At 65.2% G+C, this 20,744-nt stretch carries 16 protein-coding genes; 10 read left to right on the top strand and 6 right to left on the bottom strand.

Features of this window, described 5'->3' with window-relative positions; genetic code table 11:
• Positions 1 to 891 carry a formate dehydrogenase accessory sulfurtransferase FdhD gene (fdhD, locus tag I6F24_RS18190; RefSeq protein ID WP_036026616.1) on the bottom strand — a complete coding sequence of 297 codons (891 nt, stop codon included), beginning with the start codon at positions 889 to 891 and terminating at the stop codon, positions 1 to 3.
• A gap of 208 nt (positions 892 to 1,099) precedes the next feature.
• Between fdhD and mobB the strand changes: the two genes are divergently transcribed.
• The 7 genes from mobB (at position 1,100) to I6F24_RS18155 (ending at position 9,680) form a co-directional block, all read left to right on the top strand.
• On the top strand, positions 1,100 to 1,627 hold the full coding sequence (mobB, locus tag I6F24_RS18185) for a molybdopterin-guanine dinucleotide biosynthesis protein B (RefSeq protein ID WP_036026615.1): 528 nt from the start codon (positions 1,100 to 1,102) through the stop codon (positions 1,625 to 1,627).
• Positions 1,628 to 1,636: 9 nt separating this feature from the next.
• Complete coding sequence (glp, locus tag I6F24_RS18180) at positions 1,637 to 2,893, top strand: gephyrin-like molybdotransferase Glp (RefSeq protein WP_036026614.1); 1,257 nt, start codon at positions 1,637 to 1,639, stop codon at positions 2,891 to 2,893.
• A gap of 47 nt (positions 2,894 to 2,940) precedes the next feature.
• Positions 2,941 to 3,174 (top strand): sulfurtransferase TusA family protein, encoded by a 234-nt coding sequence (locus I6F24_RS18175; RefSeq protein ID WP_036011410.1) that lies wholly within the window; start codon positions 2,941 to 2,943, stop codon positions 3,172 to 3,174.
• 267 nt (positions 3,175 to 3,441) lie between these two features.
• Entirely contained in the window at positions 3,442 to 5,148 is a 1,707-nt protein-coding gene (locus I6F24_RS18170; RefSeq protein ID WP_036026612.1) for an NADH-ubiquinone oxidoreductase-F iron-sulfur binding region domain-containing protein, read from the top strand.
• Positions 5,145 to 7,913 carry a formate dehydrogenase subunit alpha gene (gene fdhF / locus I6F24_RS18165; protein WP_225148890.1) on the top strand — a complete coding sequence of 923 codons (2,769 nt, stop codon included), beginning with the start codon at positions 5,145 to 5,147 and terminating at the stop codon, positions 7,911 to 7,913. The genes I6F24_RS18170 and fdhF overlap by 4 nt, the downstream gene beginning before the upstream one ends.
• Positions 7,914 to 8,102: 189 nt before the next feature.
• A complete protein-coding gene (gene ybaK, locus I6F24_RS18160; RefSeq protein ID WP_225148889.1) occupies positions 8,103 to 8,576 on the top strand; it encodes a Cys-tRNA(Pro) deacylase in 474 nt (157 codons plus the stop codon).
• A gap of 18 nt (positions 8,577 to 8,594) precedes the next feature.
• Positions 8,595 to 9,680 (top strand): HupE/UreJ family protein, encoded by a 1,086-nt coding sequence (locus I6F24_RS18155; protein ID WP_036026607.1) that lies wholly within the window; start codon positions 8,595 to 8,597, stop codon positions 9,678 to 9,680.
• A 13-nt stretch (positions 9,681 to 9,693) separates the two neighbouring features.
• Here I6F24_RS18155 and I6F24_RS18150 read toward each other — a convergent pair whose 3' ends face one another.
• Positions 9,694 to 10,389, bottom strand: a complete 696-nt coding sequence (locus I6F24_RS18150; RefSeq protein WP_036026606.1) for a GntR family transcriptional regulator — start codon at positions 10,387 to 10,389, stop codon at positions 9,694 to 9,696.
• 148 nt (positions 10,390 to 10,537) lie between these two features.
• Here I6F24_RS18150 and tcuA point away from each other — a divergent pair, with 148 nt between their 5' ends.
• Both tcuA and tcuB read left to right on the top strand, forming a co-directional pair.
• The gene (gene tcuA, locus I6F24_RS18145; RefSeq protein ID WP_036026604.1) at positions 10,538 to 11,929 is read left to right on the top strand and encodes an FAD-dependent tricarballylate dehydrogenase TcuA; all 1,392 of its coding nucleotides are present in this window, start codon (positions 10,538 to 10,540) and stop codon (positions 11,927 to 11,929) included.
• Positions 11,916 to 13,016 (top strand): tricarballylate utilization 4Fe-4S protein TcuB, encoded by a 1,101-nt coding sequence (gene tcuB, locus I6F24_RS18140; protein ID WP_225148888.1) that lies wholly within the window; start codon positions 11,916 to 11,918, stop codon positions 13,014 to 13,016. The genes tcuA and tcuB overlap by 14 nt, the downstream gene beginning before the upstream one ends.
• A gap of 27 nt (positions 13,017 to 13,043) precedes the next feature.
• Here the strand turns inward: tcuB and I6F24_RS18135 are convergent, their stop codons facing one another.
• Entirely contained in the window at positions 13,044 to 16,448 is a 3,405-nt protein-coding gene (locus tag I6F24_RS18135) for an acyl-[ACP]--phospholipid O-acyltransferase (protein ID WP_225148887.1), read from the bottom strand.
• A gap of 342 nt (positions 16,449 to 16,790) precedes the next feature.
• On the bottom strand, positions 16,791 to 17,057 hold the full coding sequence (locus tag I6F24_RS37780) for a hypothetical protein (RefSeq protein ID WP_074448103.1): 267 nt from the start codon (positions 17,055 to 17,057) through the stop codon (positions 16,791 to 16,793).
• A 51-nt stretch (positions 17,058 to 17,108) separates the two neighbouring features.
• On the opposite strand from I6F24_RS37780, the gene I6F24_RS18130 reads away from it, so the two are divergent.
• On the top strand, positions 17,109 to 17,729 hold the full coding sequence (locus I6F24_RS18130) for a TetR/AcrR family transcriptional regulator (RefSeq protein ID WP_225149384.1): 621 nt from the start codon (positions 17,109 to 17,111) through the stop codon (positions 17,727 to 17,729).
• Between the two features lie 8 nt (positions 17,730 to 17,737).
• Here I6F24_RS18130 and I6F24_RS18125 read toward each other — a convergent pair whose 3' ends face one another.
• Positions 17,738 to 19,051 carry a GGDEF domain-containing protein gene (locus I6F24_RS18125; RefSeq protein WP_225148886.1) on the bottom strand — a complete coding sequence of 438 codons (1,314 nt, stop codon included), beginning with the start codon at positions 19,049 to 19,051 and terminating at the stop codon, positions 17,738 to 17,740.
• A gap of 328 nt (positions 19,052 to 19,379) precedes the next feature.
• Positions 19,380 to 20,684, bottom strand: a complete 1,305-nt coding sequence (gene pncB, locus I6F24_RS18120) for a nicotinate phosphoribosyltransferase (protein ID WP_225148885.1) — start codon at positions 20,682 to 20,684, stop codon at positions 19,380 to 19,382.
• Between the last annotated feature and the right edge of the window lie 60 nt (positions 20,685 to 20,744).

The raw sequence follows: 20,744 nt of genomic DNA, 5'->3' as shown, positions 1-20,744 counted from the left end.
TCAGTCGTCACCGCCTTCACCCTTGCGCTTGTGCTTGGCCGATTCCTCTTCGACATAAGCGAGGTTTTGGTCGTAGACGATGCGCTCTTCGCCGGCGAGCACGATGAAGCGTTTGCCGCGGGTGCGCCCGACCAGCGTCAGGCCGACCTGCCTTGCCAGATCGACACCCCAGGCGGTGAAGCCGGAGCGCGACACCAGGATCGGAATGCCCATTCGGACGGTCTTGATCACCATCTCTGAGGTGAGGCGCCCCGTGGTGTAGAGGATCTTGTCGGACGCGTCGACGCCGTGGCGGTACATCCAGCCCGCGATCTTGTCGACGGCGTTGTGGCGGCCGACATCCTCGGTGTAGCAGAGCGGGGTCCCTTCTTTGCACAGCACACAGCCGTGGATCGCGCCGGCCTCCAGATAAAGCGAGGGCATGGTGTTGATGGTCTGCGTCATCTGGTAGAGCCAGGAGGTGCGCAGCTCTGCCTTAGGCAGCGCGACGCTCTCGACCGCCTCCAAGAGGTCGCCGAAGGCGGTACCCTGCGCGCAGCCGGAGGTCTGCGTGCGCTTCTTCAGCTTGGCTTCGAAATTGGTGTGGTGTGAGGTGCGCACGACGACCACCTGGAGGTCGTCGTCGTACTCGACCTCGGTGACCACGTCGTTATATTTCAGCATGTTCTGGTTCAGCAGATAGCCGAGCGCCAGATATTCCGGGTAGTCGCCGATCGTCATCATGGTGACGATCTCCTGCGCGTTCAAATAGAGCGTCAGCGGCCGCTCCATGGGTACCTTGATCTCGACCCTGGCGCCGGTCTGGTCGGTGCCGGTCACGCTCTGGGTCAGGCGCGGGTCGTCCGGATTGGGGACGATCAGGGGCACCGGGGCTTTGTCGATCTTCATCATGGCGGCGAGGTTAGCATGACATTCGGGTCAAGCCGATATAAGCATGGCGGGGAGAGAGCGAAATGCCACCTTGTCGTCATTGCGAGCGCAGCGAAGCAATCCAGGATCTTTCCGCAGCGGCAGTCTGGATTGCTTCGCTGCGCTCGCAATGAGGGGAGGGGATGGTGGTTCCATCGGCGAGCGCTGGTTGCTGGAAAAGAGAGCTGGAATGAAAGTCATCGGCCTTGCAGGCTGGAGCGGTGCGGGCAAGACAACGCTGTTGACGCGGCTGATCCCGCACTTCAACGCGCAGGGCCTGCGCGTCTCCGTGATCAAGCATGCGCATCACCAGTTCGACGTCGACGTGCCCGGCAAGGATTCCTGGCGCCATCGCGAGGCCGGCGCGGCGGAGGTTCTGGTGGCCTCGTCGAAACGCTGGGCGCTGATGCATGAGCTGCGCGGGGCGGCGGAGCCGCGACTGCCGGAGCTGCTCGACAAGCTCTCCGCGGTCGATCTCGTCGTGGTCGAAGGATTCAAGCGCGAGCCGCACCGCAAGATCGAGGTGCATCGTGCCGCCAACGGCAAGCCGCTGCTGTTTCCGGACGATCCCGGAATTGCCGGGATTGCGACCGACGTCGCGATTGACACGAGGCTGCCGACTGTCCATCTCGACGATATCGAAGGCGCGGCGGCATTGATGATACGGGCGGCGATGCCGGTCGAGGAAGCGGTAGCAAGAAGCGCAGCGACACGCTGACGAGGCACCATGGCGCAACTGTCGGACGATTGCTTTGCCTTCGGCGGCCCGATGATGTCGGTCGACGAAGCCGTCGGCCTCATCACGGCGCGCGTCAACGCCATCGTCGATCTCGAGACGGTGGCGCTGGTCGATGCCGACGGGCGCGTGCTCGCGCGCGATCTGGCCGCGCCTTTGCCGCTGCCGCCGTTCACCAACTCCGCCGTCGACGGTTACGCCGTGCGCAATGCCGACCTTCCGGCAAGCGCAGAGCAGGCCTTCCCGCTTGACGGCCGCATCCAGGCCGGCGGCCTTGCGCAAGCGCCGATCAAGCCCGGCCACACCGCGCGCATCTTCACCGGCGCCCCGATGCCGCCGGATGCGGAGACGGTCTTCATGCAGGAGGACGTCCGCATCGATGCTTCAGGCAGGATCGTGCTGCCGCCGGGGCTGAAGCCCGGCGCAAATGTGCGGCCTGCAGGCGAGGACATTCCCCAAGGTCAGGTCGCGCTGCGCGCCGGCCAGCGCCTGCGGCCGCAGCACGTCGCCCTTGCCGCCGCGTTCGGCCTGACGAGGCTCGACGTCGTCAGGCGCATCCGTGTCGCCGTGTTCTCGACCGGCGACGAGCTCGCCTCGCCCGGCGAGCCGCGCGCCGCCTCGCAATTGTTCGATTCCAATCGCTTCATGCTGATGGCGATGCTGCGGCGGCTCGGCTGCGAGGTCAGCGATCTCGGCATTCTGCGCGATGAGCGAGCGTCGCTGGCGCGCGGCCTGAAGCAGGTCGCAGGCGGCCATGACCTGATCCTCACCACCGGCGGCGTCTCGACCGGCGAGGAGGATCACGTCAAGGCGGCGGTGGAGAGCATCGGCTCGCTGGTGCTGTGGCGGATGGCGATCAAGCCCGGCCGTCCCGTGGCGATGGGCATCATCGACGGCACGCCGTTGATCGGACTGCCCGGAAATCCCGTCGCGAGCTTCGTGACATTCGTCCATGTGGTGCGACCGACGGCGTTGGCGCTGTCGGGCGCCTTGCCGGAGCCGCTCTTGGCGATCCCGCTGCGCGCGGCGTTCACCTACAGGAAGAAGTCCGGCCGGCGTGAATATGTGCGCGCCTCGCTGCGGCGCGCGCAGGACGGCGGGCTCGAGGCGATCAAGTTCCCGCGCGAAGGCGCCGGGCTCCTATCCTCGCTGGTCGAGACCGATGGCCTCGTCGAGCTCGGCGAGGACATTACGAATGTCGAGCCGGGGCAGGACGTGGGCTTCCTGCCCTACGCCAGCCTGATCTGATGCCTCCTAACGTTGACGCAGCCGCTCCGCCTCGCCATGGTGCGGCCATGACCAGGACGACACTCGATCTCACCGGGTTGAAATGCCCGTTGCCGGCCCTCAAGACGCGGAAGGCGCTCAAGCCGCTCAAGGCAGGGGACCAGCTCGAAGTTCACTGCACCGATCCGCTCTCGGTGATCGATATTCCCAATCTGATCCGCGAGACCGGCGACAAGGTCGAGATCACCGAGCGCAACGAGGCGCGCATCGTGTTCCTGGTCGAAAAGAGCGACGCCCCGTAGAAAGGGAAATGTTCACGGCGGCGGCCCTTGCGCTCCCGCCGCGCCTCAAGCGACGTCGATAGGACTTCGCTATCGCAGCATGAGACGCCTTTATTGATCTCCCGGCCAATTCGGGCTTGGCTCGGCCTTGCTCGAGAACGCAGGGCCGGCTGGGCTCTGTTGAGCCGTGCAGCGTAACCACTTCCGCGAGCGTGATAATTTTCTTGGCATCTGGCATGCCAGAGGATAGAAGTGGAGTTCTGATAAGGACGAGATCGAGACGAAGCGATGAGCCACGAGGACGTGCACAAGGTCCGCTCCTTCGAGCATCCCGGTGAGGGACGCCGACGCGCCAAGGCGACCCCCAAGGGGCGGCAGGTCGATCCCACGGCCGCGCACGAGATCGAGCTGTTGCTCGGCGACAGGCCGCGGCGGCGCGATCTGTTGATCGAATATCTGCACCTGATCCAGGACAAGTATCACCAGATCTCGGCGGCGCATCTGGCTGCGCTCGCCGACGAGATGAAGCTCGCCTTCGCCGAGGTGTTCGAGACGGCGACCTTCTACGCGCATTTCGACGTGGTGAAGGAAGGCGAGCCCGACATTCCCCCGCTGACGATCCGCGTCTGCGATTCGCTCACCTGCGCGATGCTTGGCGGCGAGAAGCTGCTCGAAGATCTGCAGAGCGCGTCAGGTCCCGGCATCCGCGTCGTGCGCGCGCCGTGCGTCGGACGTTGTGATACTGCGCCCGCCGCGGAAGTCGGTCACAATTTCGTCGACCACGCAACAATCGCCAACGTCATGGCGGCGGCGAAGGCCGGCGACACGCACGCGCATCTGCCCAGATATACCGAGTACGATGCCTACCTCGCCGGTGGCGGCTACAAGCTGCTCAATCGTCTGCGCTCCGGCGAATTGTCGAAGGACGATCTCCTGAAAGCGCTCGACGACGCTTCGCTGCGCGGCCTTGGCGGCGCCGGCTTCCCCACCGGGCGTAAATGGCGCGCCGTGCTGGGCGAGCCCGGGCCGCGGCTGATGGCGATCAACGGCGACGAGGGCGAGCCCGGCACGTTCAAGGACCGCTATTATCTCGAAACAGATCCGCATCGCTTCATAGAGGGCATGTTGATCGGCGCCCACGTGGTGCAGGCGAGCGACGTCTACATCTATCTGCGCGACGAATATCCGGCCTCGCGCGAGATCCTCCAGCGCGAGATCGCAAAGCTTCCGTCGGGCGGCCCGACGCTGCATCTGCGGCGCGGCGCCGGCGCCTACATCTGCGGCGAGGAATCCTCGCTGCTGGAGAGCATCGAGGGCAAGCGCGGCCTGCCCCGGCACAAGCCGCCTTACCCGTTCCAGGTGGGCCTGTTCGGCCTGCCGACGCTGATCAACAATATCGAGACGCTGTGGTGGGTGCGCGACATCGTCGAGAAGGGCGCCGATTGGTGGAAGGGCCATGGCCGCCACGAGCGTCACGGCCTGCGCAGCTTCTCGGTCTCGGGCCGCGTCAAGAATCCCGGCATGAAGCTCGCGCCCGCGGGCATCACCGTGCGCGAGCTGATCGAGGAATATTGCGGCGGCATGGCCGACGGCCACCAGTTCTACGCCTATCTGCCGGGCGGTGCGTCCGGCGGCATTTTGCCTGCAGCGATGGACGACATCCCGCTCGATTTCGGCACGCTGGAGAAATACGGCTGCTTCATCGGCTCGGCTGCGATCGTGATCCTGTCGCACAAGGACAGCGTGCGGTCGGCCGCACTGAACCTGATGAAGTTCTTCGAGGACGAGAGCTGCGGCCAGTGCACGCCGTGCCGCGTCGGTACCCAGAAGGCGGCGCTGCTGATGCAAAGGCCGGTCTGGAACCGTGCCTTGCTGGAAGAATTGAGCCAGGCGATGCGCGATGCCTCGATCTGCGGGCTCGGACAGGCGGCATCGAATCCGCTGTCTTCCGTGATCAAATATTTCCCTGACGAGTTCAAGGAAGCGGCCGAATGACCAAGATTACGTTCGAACTCGACGGCAAGCAGGTCGAGGCCAAGCCCGGCGAGACCATCTGGCAGGTCGCAAAGCGCCAGGGCCGCGACATTCCGCACCTCTGCTATTCGCCGGCGCCGGACTATCGCCCCGACGGCAATTGCCGCGCCTGCATGGTCGAGATCGAGGGCGAGCGCGTGCTCGCCGCGTCCTGCAAGCGCACGCCGTCAGTCGGCATGAAGGTGAAGACCGAGAGCGCTCGCGCGACTGCTGCGCAGAAGATGGTGATGGAGCTGCTGGTCGCAGACCAGCCGGCGCGCGAGACCAGCCACGATCCGGAGTCGAAGTTCTGGCATTGGGCCGAGACCACTGGCGTCACCGAGAGCCGCTTTCCAGCCGCCGAGCGCTGGGCCACCGATGCCAGCCATCCGGCGATGCGCGTCAATCTCGATGCCTGCATCCAGTGCGGCCTGTGCGTGCGCGCCTGCCGCGAGGTCCAGGTCAACGACGTCATCGGCATGGCCTACCGCAATGCCGGCGCCAAGATCGTGTTCGACTTCGACGACCCCATGGGCGAGTCCACCTGCGTGGCCTGCGGCGAATGCGTGCAGGCCTGCCCGACCGGCGCCTTGATGCCGGCCGTGATGCTCGACGACAAGCAGACGCGCGTCACCTATGCCGACAAGAAGGTCGATTCGCTCTGCCCGTTCTGCGGCGTCGGCTGCCAGGTCACCTATGAGGTCAAGGACGAGAAGGTGATCTATGCGGAAGGCCGCGACGGCCCCGCCAATCACAATCGTCTCTGCGTGAAGGGCCGCTTCGGCTTCGACTACATCCACCATCCGCATCGCCTGACGAAGCCGCTGGTGCGGTTGCCGAACGCGAAGAAGGATGCGAACGATCAGGTCGATCCGGCCAATCCGTTCACGCATTTCCGCGAGGCGAGCTGGGAGGAAGCGCTCGACATCGCCGCCAAGGGCCTCGTCAAGATCCGCGACGAGAAGGGCGTGAAGGCGCTGGCCGGCTTCGGCTCGGCCAAGGGCTCGAACGAAGAGGCCTATCTGTTCCAGAAGCTGGTGCGCACCGGCTTCGGCTCCAACAACGTCGATCACTGCACGCGCCTCTGCCACGCTTCGTCGGTCGCGGCGCTGTTCGAAGGCCTCAGCTCGGGCGCGGTGTCGGCACCGTTCTCTGCCGCCATGGACGCCGAGGTCATCATCGTGATCGGCGCCAATCCGACTGTGAACCATCCGGTTGCGGCGACCTTCATCAAGAACGCGGTCAAGCAGAACGGCGCAAAACTGTTCGTTATGGATCCGCGCCGGCAGTCGCTGTCGCGGCATGCGACCAAGCATCTGCAGTTCAAGCCCGGCTCCGACGTCGCCATGCTGAACGCGATGATCAACACGATCATCACTGAGGGCCTGACCGACGACCAGTACATCGCCGGCTACACCGAGGGTTTCGAGGACCTCAAGGAGAAGATCAAGGAGTTCACGCCGGAGAAGATGGAGCCGATCTGCGGCGTCCCGGCGCAGACCTTGCGCGAGGTGGCGCGCACCTATGCGTGCGCGAAATCGTCGATCATCTTCTGGGGTATGGGCATCAGCCAGCACGTCCATGGCACCGACAATGCACGCTGCCTGATTGCGCTCGCGCTGATCACCGGCCAAGTCGGCCGTCCCGGCACCGGCCTGCATCCGCTGCGCGGCCAGAACAACGTGCAAGGCGCTTCCGATGCCGGCCTGATCCCGATGTTCCTGCCGGACTACCAGCCGGTGGGGCGCGATGATCTGCGCGGCAGCTTCGAAAAGCTCTGGCAGCAGGATCTCGACCCCGTCCGCGGCCTGACCGTGGTCGAGATCATGAACGCGATCCATGCCGGCGAGATCACGGGCATGTATATCGAGGGAGAGAATCCCGCGATGTCCGATCCCGATCTGCAGCACGCGCGCCATGCGCTGGCGATGCTCGATCATCTCGTGGTGCAGGATCTCTTTGTTACCGAGACTGCGTTCCACGCCGACGTGATCCTGCCGGCCTCGGCTTTCGCCGAGAAGGACGGCTCCTTCACCAACACCGACCGCCGCGTGCAGCTGGCGCGTCAGGTGATCAAGCCGCCCGGCGATGCGCGCCAGGATCTCTGGATCATCCAGGAGATCGGCAAGCGCATGGGCCTGCCGTGGAACTATGCCGGACCCGGCGACGTCTTCACCGAGATGGCAGAGCTGATGCCGTCGCTGAAGAACATCACCTGGGAACGGCTGGTGCGCGAAGGCGCGGTGACCTATCCGGTCGACGATCCGAACAAGCCCGGCAACGAGATCATCTTCACCACGGGCTTCCCGACCGCGAGCGGCCGCGGCAAGATCGTGCCGGCCAAGGTCATCCCGCCGGACGAGATTCCCGACGACGAATATCCGATGGTGCTCTCGACCGGCCGCGTGCTGGAGCACTGGCACACCGGCTCGATGACGCGCCGCGCCCAGGTGCTCGACCAGATCGAGCCCGAGGCGGTCGCGTTCATGTCGCCAAAGGACATGCGCAACAAGAAGCTGGTGCCCGGCGATTTCATTCGCCTGGAGACCCGCCGTGGCGCCGTCGAGGTCAAGGTCCGCTCCGACCGCGACGTGCCGGAGAACATGGTGTTCATGCCGTTCTGCTACGCCGAGGCGGCAGCGAACCTGCTCACCAACCCGGCACTGGACCCGTTCGGCAAGATCCCGGAGTTCAAGTTCTGCGCGGCGCGGGCCGAGCGCGCCGTGATGCAGGACGCGGCGGAGTAGGCTTCGCCGGGAACGACGGCTGGAGTGTGGCGGGAAATTTCCACCCACACCGTCATTGCGAGCCACCGGGTCCGCGCGAAGCGCGGCCCCGATGACAGGCTCCGCGAAGCAATCCAGACTGCCTCCGCGGCAAGATTCTGGATTGCTTCGTTGCTTCGCTCCTCGCAATGACGGTGGTAAATACCGTTCATGTCCAAAGTCACCCCCGCGACACGCGCACTCACGGCCGCCGGTGTTGCTTTCACGGTTCACACCTACGACTATGACCCCGACGCCGAGAGCATCGGGCTCCAGGCGGCGGCCGCGCTCGGCGAGGACCCGGCGCGCGTCCTGAAGACGCTAATGGCGCTAGTCGACGGCAAGCCGGTCTGCGTGGTCGTGCCGTCCGACCAGGAAGTCTCGATGAAGAAGCTGGCGGCGGCGGCGAGCGGCAAGTCGGCGCAGATGATGAAGCCGCCCGAGGCCGAGCGCGTCACCGGCTACAAGGTCGGCGGCATCAGCCCGTTCGGGCAGCGCAAGCCTGTGCGCACCGTGATCGAGCAGAGCGCGCTTGCGCATGATCTCGTCTATCTCAATGGAGGCCAGCGCGGCCTGCAGGTCCGGCTCAAGCCCACCGATGTGCGGGATGTTCTTAAGGCGATCGTGGCGGATGTGCTGGCTTGAAGGCGATGGGACGGGATCATGAGGTGGCCGCTTCTGGCGTGGCTCGCGGTGCTGCTCGGCCTCGCGTTTCCGGCAGAGGCACATGAGGTCAATCTCGTCACCGCGCGCGTGGGGCTGAGCCCTGATCGCTCGGTGAGCGTCGAGCTCGGGTTGAAGGGCAGCGATGTCGATCGCCTGATCGGTACGAAGATCTATGATCCGAAACGGGACGCGGTCGATCCCGCCGCCGTCGAAGCGGCCAAGCCCGCGATCCTCGCCTATATGGTCACGCATCTGGCTGTTACAGGAGGTGCCAGGGCCTGCTCCGCCGGAAATGCAGCGATCCTGGCGGATGGTGACGGCATCGTCTACCGCAACAGCTTTGCTTGTGCCGACGCTGCCGGCGATATCATCTATCGCTCCACCGTGCTGACGGAGAAAGACAGGGCGGCGCGGCAGGTGGTGCTGATCGCGCAGGGCAGGTCCGAGACACAGGCCTTGCTCGACGCCGACAACACGACGGTGACCCTCTCGACGGCGCCGCCGTCGCTGTTCTCGACGATGCAGCGTTATCTCGTCACCGGCGTCGAGCATATCTTCCTCGGTTACGATCACGTCGCATTCCTGGTCGCGATTGTCTTGTGGGCACGGCGGCTCTTGCCGGTCGTCAAGATCGTGACCGCCTTCACCATCGCTCACTCGATCACCCTGTCGCTGGCGGCCCTGAACATCCTGGTCATCCCGAGCCGCATCGTGGAGCCCGCGATTGCGGCTTCGATCGTCTTCGTCGCGGTCGAGAACTTCTTTTCGCGCGATGTCGACCGGCGCTGGCGGGTGGCTTTTCTGTTCGGCTTGATCCACGGCTTCGGCTTCGCCGGTGTGCTGCGCGAGATCGGCCTGCCGCCCAATGCGATCGTTCCGGCGCTGGCCGCCTTCAATGTCGGCGTCGAGATCGGGCAGATCGCGATCGTCGCGCTGATGTTGCCGGTACTTGGCCTGCTGGACCGCGTGACTGCGGCCGGCCGAGAGAAGCCGGCACGAGCGGCAAGGCTGGTCTATGCCATCTCCGCAATGATCGGTCTGCTCGGCGGCTATTGGCTGCTGACGCGAGTGTTCGAGGCGTGATCGGGCAGACGACTTACTGCTTCTGCAACAGTTTCAGCCGGCAGCGGAGAGCTTCGCGGATGTGTGCACGCGCGAGCTGCTCCGCCTTGTCGCCGTTGCGGGTGGCGATCGCATCGAGGATCTTCCGATGCTCGCCGTGGCTGGTCGTCGAGCGTCCCGCCACCGTGAAGGTGGTCGGGCCGAGCAGGGCGATCCAGTCCTGCAATTCCCGCGAGGCGTTGTCGAGATAGCGGTTGCGCGCTGCGCGGCAGATGGCCTCGTGGAAGGCGCGGTTGAGCCTTGCCATTTCTTTTGCCATCTCGGCGGCATCCGTCGCGGATGCCTCGACAAAGGCCTGCTCAATATCGCGGAGCGCGTCGATCTCCGGCTGTGAGGCGTGCTCAGCGGCAAGGCGCGCGGCGGCGCCTTCCATGATCTCACGCATGGCGTAGAGCTCAAGCACCTCGGAGATGTCGAGATTGCGGACGATCAGCCCGCGGCCGCCGGCAGGCGCGACGAAGCCGCGCGCGGCGAGCCGGCCCAGCGCTTCCCGCACCGGCGTGCGACTGACCTTCAGCCGCTGGGCGACCTCTTCCTCGCGAAGGCGGTCGCCGGCGCGGTAGCTGCCGGCCTGGAGCGCTTCGCACAGCGAGCGGAACACGGCTTCGCCGAGCGCAACGCCGCCGCCGCGCGCGATCGTTCCACTTGAGCCTGCCGGACGCCTGGCCATTGTCCCTCGATGCGTACCCTGCCCATGCAGAGATGCCGCTTGCGTAGCTGATGTATATCTTTGTATACAAAGGTGCGCAATGGCCGATCGGCGCGATCGAGGCCCCGCTGGAAGAATGTCTCTAATTTGGCCGCATCGGGCAGACGGGATGAGCAGCAAATACGACGTGCTGGTGATCGGCGGCGGCAACGCCGCCCTGTGCGCGGCGATCAGCGCGCGGCGCGGCGGCGCCTCGGTGCTCGTGCTCGAAGGCGCGCCGAAATTCTATCGCGGCGGCAACACCCGCCACACCCGCAACATGCGCTGCGCCCATGATGCGGCGACCGAAATCCTGACCGGCCCCTACACCGAGGAGGAATTCTGGGAGGATCTGCTGCGCGTCACCGGCGGGCAGACCGACGAGGTGCTCGCCCGACATATGATCCGCGAATCCAAGGACATCCTGAACTGGATCGTGGAGCAGGGTGTGCGCTGGCAGCCCTCGCTCGGCGGCACGCTGAGCCTCGGCCGCACCAACTCCTTCTTCCTGGGCGGCGGGCGGGCGATGCTGAACGCGCTTTATCTCACCGCGGAGCGGCTCGGTGTCGACGTCGAATACGACGCCGAAGTCGTCGATCTCGTGATCGAGGACGGCATGTTCCTCGCCGCGCGCCTCCAGCGGCCGGTCAGGGGTGAGACCGAGATCCGCGCGACGTCATTGGTCGCCGCCGCCGGCGGGTTCGAGGCCAACATCGAATGGCTGAAGCAATATTGGGGCGAGGCCGCCGACAACTTCCTGATCCGCGGCACGCCCTATAACCGCGGCTCGATCCTGAAGATGCTGCTCGACAAGGGCGTGCAGGAGGTCGGCGATCCCACGCAGTGTCATGCGGTCGCGATCGATGCCCGCGCGCCGAAATTCGACGGCGGCATCATCACGCGGCACGACTCCGTGGTGTTCGGCATCGTCGTCAACAAGCACGCGCAGCGATTCTACGACGAGGGCGAGGACATCTGGCCGAAGCGCTACGCGATCTGGGGCCGGCTGGTCGCGGCGCAGCCCGACCAGATCGCCTACATCATCTTCGATTCCACCGTCGTGACCAGCTTCATGCCGACGTTGTTTCCGCCGATCGCCGGGCAGACGATCGCGGAGCTCGCCGGCAAGCTCGCGCTCGATCCGGCCGCGCTGGAACAGACCATCACCGAGTTCAACGCCGCGGTGCGGCCCGGGACCTTCGACCACACCATTCTGGATGATTGCGTGACGGAGGGCATCACGCCGCCCAAGACGCATTGGGCGCGCCGGATCGAGACGCCGCCTTTTCTCGCTTATCCGGTGCGGCCCGGCATCACCTTCACCTACCTCGGCACGCGCGTGAACAAGGAGGCGCGAATGCTGATGAAGGACGGCAAGCCGTCCGCCAACATGTTCGCGGCCGGCGAGATCATGGCCGGCAATGTGCTCGGCAAGGGCTATGCGGCCGGCATGGGCATGACGATCGGCAGCGTGTTCGGGCGGATCGCAGGACGGGAAGCGGCGAAACATGCACGGAACTAGGATTCTCGACGAAGCCGACCGTCTGATGACGGTCTGCAATTCCTGCCGCTATTGCGAGGGCCTGTGCGCGGTGTTTCCGGCCATGGAGATGCGGCGCGCCTTCTCCGACGGCGATCTCAACTATCTCGCCAATCTCTGCCATTCCTGCGGCGCCTGCTACGTCGACTGCCAGTTCTCGCCGCCGCACGAATTCAACGTCAACGTCCCGAAGACGTTGGCGGTTGCGCGCGCGGAGTCCTATGCGGCCTATGCCTGGCCGCGGCCGCTATCCGGCGCCTTCGCGCGCAACGGCCTCGTCATCAGCCTCACCGCCGCGCTCAGCATGGCGATCTTCATTCTCGGCTTTGCCGCCTTGAATGACCGCGGCGTGCTGTTCGGCGTGCACACCGGGCCCGGCGCCTTCTACAAGCTAATGCCGCACAACGCGATGGTCGCGCTGTTTGGCGCCGCATTCCTCTACGCGATCCTCGCCCTCGTCATGAGCGTGCGTGCCTTCTGGCGCGACATCAGCCCGCCGATCGGCGGCCGCGCCGACGGTGGCTCGATCTTTCAGGCGATCCGCGACGCCAGCGAGTTGCGCTATCTCCATGGCGGTGGCGTCGCCTGCTACAACGAGGACGACAAGCCGACCGACCGGCGTAAGCTCTATCACCACCTGACCTTCTACGGCTTCCTCCTATGCTTTGCAGCGACCTCGGTGGCGACGCTCTATCACTATCTGCTCGGCCGCGAGGCGCCGTATCCGTGGTGGGACCTGCCCGTGGTGCTCGGCACGCTCGGCGGCATCGGCCTGATCGTCGGGCCGATCGGCCTGTTCGCCGCCAAGATGCGGCGCGATCCCGCGCTGCTCGACGAATACAGCTACGGCATGGACGTCGGCTTCATCGCCATGCTGTTCCTGACCGGCCTCACCGGCATGCTGCTGCTGGTGCTGCGCGAGACCGCCGCGATGGGACCGCTGCTGGCGCTGCATCTCGGCGCCGTGTTCGCGTTGTTCATCACCATGCCCTACGGCAAGTTCGTGCACGGCCTTTATCGCTTCGCCGCGCTGGTGCGCTACGCGCAGGAGCGGCGGACGGCGGCGTGACCCGCGCGCCGACCGTCTCGCAACCTCTCACGCCACCTCGCGCTCGGGCGGAGATCCCTGCTCGCGGGCCATCGTCGTGGCCGTGACATAGTCGGTCTTGCCGGTGCCGAGCAGCGGCACCTTGTCGACCACCATGATCGCAGCGGGCACGGTCAGCTCGGAGGCGCCGATCGCCTTGGCCTGGGCCTGCATCGCGCTGCGCTCGGCATTCTTCTCCGTCGTCAGCAGCACGATGCGCTCGCCCTTGCGCTGGTCGGGGATCGACACGGCGATCGATGCGGCCTGCGGCCACAACGCCGTCGCGATGGCTTCGACCGCCGACAGCGAGACCATTTCGCCCGCGATCTTGGCAAAGCGCTTGGCGCGGCCCTTGATGGTGATGAAGCCGGCCGAGTCGATCGAAACGATGTCGCCGGTGTCGTGCCAGCCGTCGGGGAGCTTTTCGAGCACGCCGGGATTTTCGGCCCTGAGGTAGCCGAGCATCACGTTCGGGCCGCGCACCGAGAGGCGTCCGCCTTCCTCGATGCCGGGGATCGGATCGAGGCGGCTTTCCATCAGCGGCGAGAGACGCCCGACGGTGCCGGGACGGTTGGCCATCGGCGTGTTCATCGCCAGCACCGGCGCCGTCTCGGTGACGCCATAGCCTTCGAGGATGCGAATGCCGTAGCGCTCCATGAAGACCTGCCGCGTGCGGTCCTTGACCGCCTCGGCGCCGGCGATGACGAGGCGCAGGGTGCGGAAGTCGTAAGCGTGCGCCGAGCGCGCATAGCCGGTCAGGAACGTATCCGTGCCGAACAGGATCGTAGCGCCGGTCTGGTAGATCAGTTCGGGCACGATCCGGTAGTGCAGCGGCGAGGGATACATGTAGATCGGAATGCCCGCCAGCATCGGCATCATCATTCCGCCCGTGAGTCCAAACGAGTGGAACACCGGCAACACGTTGAACACCTTGTCGTTGGCATTGGCATCGACCCGCGCCAGCGCCTGCGCCGCGTTGGCGAGGATGTTGCGGTGGGACAGCACCACGCCCTTGGGCGTACCTTCCGAGCCCGACGTGAACAGCACGACGGCGGGATCGTTGGCCTGGCGGGGCACGCGCGGCGCCGTGCCCGCGAGCAGGCCCTTGATCTTGTCGGCGATGCCGATCGAGGCGCGGACGTCCTCGAGATAGACGACGCGTGCCTCCGCGGAGATCGCAGTCATCAGCTTGTCGAGCTTGCCTTTCTCGATGAAGGCCTTCGACGTCAGCACGGTCTTGACCTGCGCGGCCTTCATGGCGGCGAGCACGTTGACCGGACCGGCCGAGAAATTGAGCATCGCCGGCACCCGGCCGCTGTTCTGCAGCGCCATGAAGACGACGGCGACGCCCGCGGAGTTCGGCAGCAGCACGCCGACATTCTCGCCGGTTGCGGTGCCGTTCTCGAGCTTGCGGCTCAGGACCTGCGCGCCGAGGATCAGCTTGCGATAAGTCAGCTTGGTGCCGAGCGCGTCCTCGATGATGACCTTGCCGGTGTCGCGGTCGCGATAGGCGTGTCCGAGGGCTTCGAACAGCGTGTGATCGAGCATGGCGTTCTTGACGAGGGCGTCGATCATGACGTCCTGCAGCGCGGCACCGGCGGCGTTGCGGCGGGCCTTGCCCTTCAGCGTTTCGTCGACCGGAAGCTTGACCGGCGGTAGGATCGTGACCGTCACGCGCGGAAACCAGGACCGCTTGATCTGGCTGGAGTTGAGATAGCTGAGATAGGAGCGCTGCGCGCCTTCGATCCGGACCGGCACGACCACGGCGTCAGCCTTGTCCGCGATCATCGCGGTGCCGTCATACACCTTCATCAGCGATCCCGAGACGGTGATCCGTCCCTCCGGGAAGATCACGACGGGCTCGCCAGCGGCGACGAGCTTGATCAGGTCGCGCGCGGCCAGCGGCTTGCTCGGGTCCATAGTGTAGTGCTTGACGGCGCGCAGGAACGGCTTGGCCCACCAGGCCTTGGCGATGCCGGTGTCGACCGCAAAGCTCGCGTCGATCGGCAGCACGGCGTGCAGCAGCGGGCCGTCGATCAGGCTGACATGGTTCGGCGCGATCAGCATGCGCGTGCCCGGAGGCGGCAGGTTTTCGAGGCCGCGCACCTCGGTACGGAACAGGGCGCGGAACAGAAGCCCGCCGGCATCGCGCACGCCTTCCTTGCCCCACTTGGTCAGCACGAACCACACCGCGCCGAAGCTGGCGACGCCGAGGCCGAAGAAGATCCAGCCGATATGCAGACCGGCCGCCTGCAACAGCGCCACGAACAGCGAGCCGACCACCATGAAGGCGGCCTGCAGCACGTTGCCGGCGGCGATGATGCGGGCGCGTTCGGAAGGTTGCGACCAGGCCTGGACCGCGGCAAAGGACGGCACGACGAACAGGCCGCCGCCGAACGCGAAGGCGACGAAGTCGGCCAGCATGCGCAGGCCACCGAACGAAGTCGCGAAGCCGAGCGCGGTGATCTCGTGCCCCTTTGCGGTGACGCCGATGGCCCAGGCGAGATCGAGGCCGGCAAAGCCCATGATGATGGCGCCGATCGGCACCAGCGCGAGGTTCGGGCGAACGTGGCTGAGGCTGGCGGCAAACAGCGAGCCGATGGCGATGCCGATCGCGAAGATGGCAAGGCACAGCGTCACGACGCCCTCGGTGCCGCCGACGACGTCCTTGATCAGCGCCGGCAGCAGCGACAGCACGATGGCGCCGACCAGCCAGAACCAGGAAACGATCACGGTGCCGTCCCAAAGGCGATGGTCGGCACGAAGCGTCCTGAGCAGGCTTACCGTCGAGGTCCAGGGATTGGCGTCGACGGGCAGCTCAGGCGCGGAGGGCGTCGTCTGCGGAATGCGGGACGCGAACGCCCAGGACAATACGGCTAGCACGACCACGGCGGATGCGACCCAGCCCATATGCGCGGAGCCGGCGACGAACTGGCCGCCGGCGACGGTGCCGAGCAGGATCGCCATGAAGGTCGCGCCTTCGACCAGCGCGTTGCCGGTCGCGAGTTCGCCGAGCTCGAGCTGGTCCGGCAGCATCGCGTATTTCACCGGGCCGAACAGCGCGGCGATGGTGCCGAACAGCGCGAGCGCTGCGAACAGCAGCGGTACCGAATGCAGGAAGAAGCCGGCAGCGGCGAAGCAAGCTGCAAAGATCTCGACGAATTTGAGCCGCCTTGCGACCACGGATTTGACGTATTTGTCGGCGAGCTGGCCGCCGAGCCCGGACAGGATGAAGTAGGGGAAGATGAAGACGGCGCCTGCCACCGTCACCAGCGCATCGCCGTGGCTCGTTGCCGCGCTGTAGAGCAGGATGATGACGAGCGCATTCTTGAGCACGTTGTCATTGAGCGCCGAGAAGAATTGCGCCCAGAACAGCGGCGCAAAGCGGCGTGACGACATCAATTCCCTGATCATGACTGGTCCTGTTTTGGCAAGGCAGACTGAGGTTGTTACGTTGTCTGTGAAACGTCACGACCGGAAGCATAGGGCGAACGATTGCGCGGCAACGAAGTTGCTGGCCTGCTCTGTCCCCTCGGTTCCTCCGATCCTGTTGGTCTCCAATCGGCATCGTTAGGTTCGCAAATATCCGGTCGAGGCCGGGCGGAGCGGCCTCGCTCGCCCGGATATGGCGCCGGGCGATGAAGGAAAGACTGAACCGCATCGTCGAAATCCGCCGGATCGGCCACGCCCGTCCGGACATGGTTAAGTCCATCCTTGCAGCCGGCGCTTGCATTCGAGCCGACCCGCGTGCGCGCCTCAGGTGAGATGGGCGAGGTGGCGAAACGGCGAGAAGCGGCCGAGCAGGCTGAACCGGCGGCCCTCGTGACGGGCACGGGCACGGCTCGCCCGCCACATCCGAAGAGTCGCCCGGCGTTCGGCGAGCACACCGGCAACGTCGCAGGCGTTGGCGATGCGATTGACCGGGGCCATGGCCAGCCGCAGCAGGGCCCGGCCAAAGCCGGCGACGAGGGCGGCGGCGTCATCGACGAAGGTGGTGGCGATATCGACAGCAAGGGTTTGCATTTTCCAGGTCTCCGGGTTAGATTGAACAATGTTCACATGAGTAGCCTGAAAATGAACAATGTTCAAGAAGAATCGCTGCGCGACCAGAAAAAATTTCGGCGCCGGCTCCAGATCGTCGAAATTGCCCGCGGCATCATCTCAGCTAAGGGGCTGAGATCGTTGAAGGTTCGGGATGTTGCCGAGGCTGCCGGCTGCTCGGTCGGCAGCGTCTATAACGAGTTTGGCGACTTCGACGGGGTCATTCTGACAGTGAACCGGGAAACGGTTCAGGCGCTCACGGCCCGCCTCCGTGGTGTTCCTGCCGAGGATCCGGTTCGCCAGCTCTATGGGCTCGCCGAGACTTATCTCGACTTCTTCGCCGCGCACGCCAATTTGCTGCGCTCCCTGTTCGAGCATCGGATGGAGGACGATCGCCCCTATCCGGACGACATCCTCCAGATGGTGATGGATGCGTTCGCGCTGATGCATCCGCCCCTGGTGCGGATATTGCCGGATGCGGACGACGTGAAGATTGCGCTGCTGTCGCGCACGCTGTTTTCCGCCGTGCATGGCATCATCTCGCTCGGCCTCGAGGAGCGCATGGTGGCCGTGCCGTCGCAGATGCTGCGCCAGCAGATCGAACAATTCGTCGACACCCATCTCGCAGGACTTGGAATTCTGCCCCTGCGGTGACGATGCCATTACCCTCGTGCAGCGACCGCTTCGCGCGGGCGTGGCGCAACGACGACAACGTCCGATCGCCCGTTCTCGACCTGAACGCGGTTGCGGCCCTTTTCCTTGGCGCGGTAGCAGGCCGCATCCGCGCGTCGCATCGCATCCTCGAGCGTGATGTTGCCGTCGGCGATGCAGGCGACGCCGATGCTGGCGGTCACGGCAAAGCAACGGTCGTCCCACGCGAAATTGAACAGCTCCAGCGACCGGCGCAGACGCTCGGCGATGTCGACGGCATCGAAGGGCGAGCATCGCGGCAGGATCAGGCCGAATTCGTCGCCGCCGAGCCGGGCCCCCAGATCATGCGCATGCCGGTCCTGCTGCAGCAGGCGCGAGACCTGGCAGAGCAGGCGGTCGCCGGCGAGGTGGCCGCAACTGTCGTTGACGCTCTTGAACTGGTCGAGGTCGAGCAGGATGAGGGCGAGCGCACCCGCCGCGGCATTGTCCAGCTCGGCTTGCAGGCGCGCCTCGAAGGCGCGGCGGTTGGAGAGGCCGGTCAACCAATCATGCGATGCCTGCCAGGCCAGGCGCTCCTTCTCGGCATGCAAGGCGTCTTCGAAGGTCTGCCGTTGCCGCACCAGGCGCCGCGTATGCCAGATCAGGAGCAGGATCAGCGCCGCAGCCGTGAGGATGTTGATGCCCGTCAGCGTCAGCTTGATCGCCCGGGATCCTTCGCCGAGGACGGTGGAGAATTGCTTGGCGTGCACCGTGAACTGGGCATTGAGCTCCGATAGCCGCGACGACAGGAATTGCAGGCGGTCGTCGTCCTGAATGGGACCTTTCTTCAGCTCGGATCGGATGACCTCGCCGAACACGCTGAGCTCCAGCAGCATGGGATCGGTGGCGGTCCATTCCCTGATCGCGTCCTGGAGGAAGCTGACGCGATTGAAATAGCGAAACAGCCAGATCAGTCCCGGGACGTCATCGGGATGGTTGCCGCCTTGGAGAAAGCCGACGCGGGCGGCCTCGACGTCGACCGGATCGCGTTCCAGCGCCCAGCGCGCGAACTCGTCGCCGATGGGGACGGCGAGTGAAGCCTGATATTGCGCGAACTGGCTCGGTTCGCCCGAATGCAGATAGAGATTGAGGAAGTAGACCGCGTTCTTCTGCGAGCGCGACCAGAGTGCTTCGCCGGCGACATAGGCGCGGACCGACGACATCACCTCGAGACTGAATCCGGCGATCGCCGCCTGCAGGACGACGACCATCACGAAAGGCGAGACGAGCTTGATGACGTGAAGGAGGTTGCCGCCCTCCGCCGACGCCGCTGTTCTGCGAAACACACCAGTCCCCAAGTCGATCGACGCGCCCGGCAGGGGCGTTGCGCCTGCAACGCAAAGTAGACGAGATGGTTGCTTAACTGGACCTGAAAAGTGCGAGGGATTGTGACGGAGGGTGAAGGTAATGTGACGTGGATGCGCGCAGATCGTTTCAAATGCCGCGAAATCGGAGCTGATGTGATATCGCGAACCAATGCCTTGTTATTGCGAGCGCAGCGAAGCAATCCAGCCTGCCTCCGCGGCATCATTCTGGATTGCTTCGTCGCAAGAGCTCTTCGCAATGACGACGTAGCGGCGGACGGGCGCTACACGCTCTCCGTGGACGTATGTCCTACACCAGCACCGGCTTGCGTACGCGACCGGCGTCGCCGAACACCCGCAGATAACGCTCGATTTCCGAGGGCAGGCCGGTCGCCTTCTCCGGATTGTCGGAGAGCTTGACGGCCGGACGGCCGTCGACTGATGAGACCTTGCAGACCAGCGAGATCGGATCGAGGCTGATCGAGCCGTCCGGCGTGCAGCCGACGAAATCGTTGGTGAGGTTGGTGCCCCAGCCAAAGGAGAGCCGCACGCGCCCTGCGAAGTGGCGATAGGTGTCCTCGATCGAGCCGACGTCCATCGCGTCGGAGAAGACGAGCAGCTTGTCCTTGGGGTTGCGACCCTGCTTCTGCCACCAGGCGATGATCTCCTCCCCAGCCTGGATCGGCGGCGCGCTGTCGGGGCGGAAGCCGGTCCAATCGGCGACCCATTCCGGTGCATCGCGGAGGAAGGTCCTGGTACCGAAGGCGTCGGGCAGCGCGATCAGGAGGTTGCCGCCGTAAGTCTGACGCCACTGGTCGAGAATGCGGTAAGGCGCCCAGCGCAATTCCTCGTCGTCCCTGGCGAGCGCGGCCGCGACCATCGGCAGCTCATGCGCGTTGGTGCCGATGGCTTCGAGATCGTTGTCCATCGCGAGCAGCACGTTGGAGGTGCCGATGAAGGACGATCCCAGGCCTTCCTTCACCGCCTCGACGCACCAGCGTTGCCACAGGAAGCCGTGACGGCGGCGGGTGCCGAAGTCGGACAGCCGCAGATTCTCGAGCTTGCGCAGCCGCTCCACCTTGGTCCAAAGCTTGGCCTTGGCACGGGCGTAGAGCACGTCGAGCTCGAAGCGGCCGCGGCCCTTCATGGCCGCACGCGAACGCAGCTCGTTGAGGATCGCAAGCGCCGGAATCTCCCACATCGTGGTGTGGGTCCAGGGCCCGTGGAAATGCAGCTCGTACTGGCCCTCGACCTTGCGCAGCTCGTATTCGGGAAGGCGGAATTCCGCCAGCCAGCGGATGAAATCCGCCGAGAACATATGGGTCTTGCCGTAGAAGGTGTTGCCGGCCAGCCAGATCAGCTCCTTCTTGGTGAAGCGGATGGTGCGGGCATGGTCGAGCTGGGCGCGCAGCTCGCCCTCGTCGATGATCTCGGCAAGGCGCACATGGCGCGAGCGGTTGATGACCGAGAAGGTCACATTCTGACTCGGGTAATCCTCCCGAATCATCTGCAACATCAATAGTTTGTAGAAGTCGGTATCGAGCAGGCTGCGGATAATGGGATCCAGCCGCCAGCTGTGATTGTAGGTCCGGTTCGCAATGTCAGTCACTGTCATGGGGGGATTTTAGCGCGGCTCCCCCTGCGCAACCAGTGGGTTTGGGAAGGGCAGTCTTGC

It is taken from the genome of Bradyrhizobium sp. BRP23, assembly GCF_020194135.1.
GTDB lineage: Bacteria > Pseudomonadota > Alphaproteobacteria > Rhizobiales > Xanthobacteraceae > Bradyrhizobium > Bradyrhizobium yuanmingense.
Note: the sequence above shows the minus strand (reverse complement) of the source record. Positions and strands in the feature narration are given on the sequence as shown.

Excerpts from the sequence above, each read along its gene's own strand:
- fdhD (WP_036026616.1), bottom strand. The coding sequence starts at position 891 with ATGATGAAGATCGACAAAGCCCCGGTGCCCCTGATCGTCCCCAATCCG.
- mobB (WP_036026615.1), top strand. The coding sequence starts at position 1,100 with ATGAAAGTCATCGGCCTTGCAGGCTGGAGCGGTGCGGGCAAGACAACG.
- glp (WP_036026614.1), top strand. The coding sequence starts at position 1,637 with ATGGCGCAACTGTCGGACGATTGCTTTGCCTTCGGCGGCCCGATGATG.
- I6F24_RS18175 (WP_036011410.1), top strand. The coding sequence starts at position 2,941 with ATGACCAGGACGACACTCGATCTCACCGGGTTGAAATGCCCGTTGCCG.
- I6F24_RS18170 (WP_036026612.1), top strand. The coding sequence starts at position 3,442 with ATGAGCCACGAGGACGTGCACAAGGTCCGCTCCTTCGAGCATCCCGGT.
- fdhF (WP_225148890.1), top strand. The coding sequence starts at position 5,145 with ATGACCAAGATTACGTTCGAACTCGACGGCAAGCAGGTCGAGGCCAAG.
- ybaK (WP_225148889.1), top strand. The coding sequence starts at position 8,103 with ATGTCCAAAGTCACCCCCGCGACACGCGCACTCACGGCCGCCGGTGTT.
- I6F24_RS18155 (WP_036026607.1), top strand. The coding sequence starts at position 8,595 with ATGAGGTGGCCGCTTCTGGCGTGGCTCGCGGTGCTGCTCGGCCTCGCG.
- I6F24_RS18150 (WP_036026606.1), bottom strand. The coding sequence starts at position 10,389 with ATGGCCAGGCGTCCGGCAGGCTCAAGTGGAACGATCGCGCGCGGCGGC.
- tcuA (WP_036026604.1), top strand. The coding sequence starts at position 10,538 with ATGAGCAGCAAATACGACGTGCTGGTGATCGGCGGCGGCAACGCCGCC.
- tcuB (WP_225148888.1), top strand. The coding sequence starts at position 11,916 with ATGCACGGAACTAGGATTCTCGACGAAGCCGACCGTCTGATGACGGTC.
- I6F24_RS18135 (WP_225148887.1), bottom strand. The coding sequence starts at position 16,448 with ATGATCAGGGAATTGATGTCGTCACGCCGCTTTGCGCCGCTGTTCTGG.
- I6F24_RS37780 (WP_074448103.1), bottom strand. The coding sequence starts at position 17,057 with ATGCAAACCCTTGCTGTCGATATCGCCACCACCTTCGTCGATGACGCC.
- I6F24_RS18130 (WP_225149384.1), top strand. The coding sequence starts at position 17,109 with ATGAACAATGTTCAAGAAGAATCGCTGCGCGACCAGAAAAAATTTCGG.
- pncB (WP_225148885.1), bottom strand. The coding sequence starts at position 20,684 with ATGACAGTGACTGACATTGCGAACCGGACCTACAATCACAGCTGGCGG.